The 689-nt window shown below is 53.0% G+C and carries 1 protein-coding gene; it reads right to left on the bottom strand.

All coding sequences use genetic code 11. The features are described from left to right. A partial coding sequence (locus tag ACR0EL_RS22365; RefSeq protein WP_480502339.1) for a mandelate racemase/muconate lactonizing enzyme family protein occupies positions 1–629 on the bottom strand: 629 nt, incomplete at its 3' end. Between the last annotated feature and the right edge of the window lie 60 nt (positions 630–689).

Raw genomic sequence — 689 nt, 5'->3', positions numbered from 1 at the left:
AATCCGGGGCCAGTCGGGATCGTGACACGGCCGTTGTTGGCCTTGACTTGATTTTGAATTTCCAGCGGTTCGGTCAGCAGATCGTCCCGAAACTTGTTGTCCGTTGTGTCGAACTCCAGCATCGGCTCCCATGGATGCAAGCCGCCTGGAATTGCGGGCATGGCCGCTAGTAAATGCAGATTAGTTGCGACGGCGATGGCGCTACCCCAGACGTGATTTACGACCGGAGTGAAATGTGCGTGGCATAGAGACAGTACCCTGAGATACTCTGAAACACCGCCCAAAGCACAAACCTCTGGCTGCGCGATATCGATGCCACGGTTTTCAAGAAGATTGCGCCATGCCCAGCGATTGAATACCGCCTCTCCGCCTGAGATGTTTACTTTAAGCGAAGTGCGCAGTTCGCGGTATCCGTCAATGTCTTCTGGCGCGACCGGTTCTTCGAACCAATATGCGTCCAGTTCTTCCAGCGCCCGACCGACAAAGAACGCGTCTGAAGTCGTATAGGCATGGTTTGCATCGACCATAAAAGGAAAGTCGTCACCAACTCCGCGTCTAACTGCTTCGCACAGTTTCACATCAGGCTTCGGGCCAAAGCCCGTTTTCATTTTGGTGGCGGTAAATCCCATTGACTTGATCTTAGCGGCTTCATCCTCAAAACGGCTTGCAAGACTAGAAATCGGTTCATC

Source organism: Ruegeria sp. AH12, from assembly GCF_056541465.1.
Note: the sequence above shows the minus strand (reverse complement) of the source record. Positions and strands in the feature narration are given on the sequence as shown.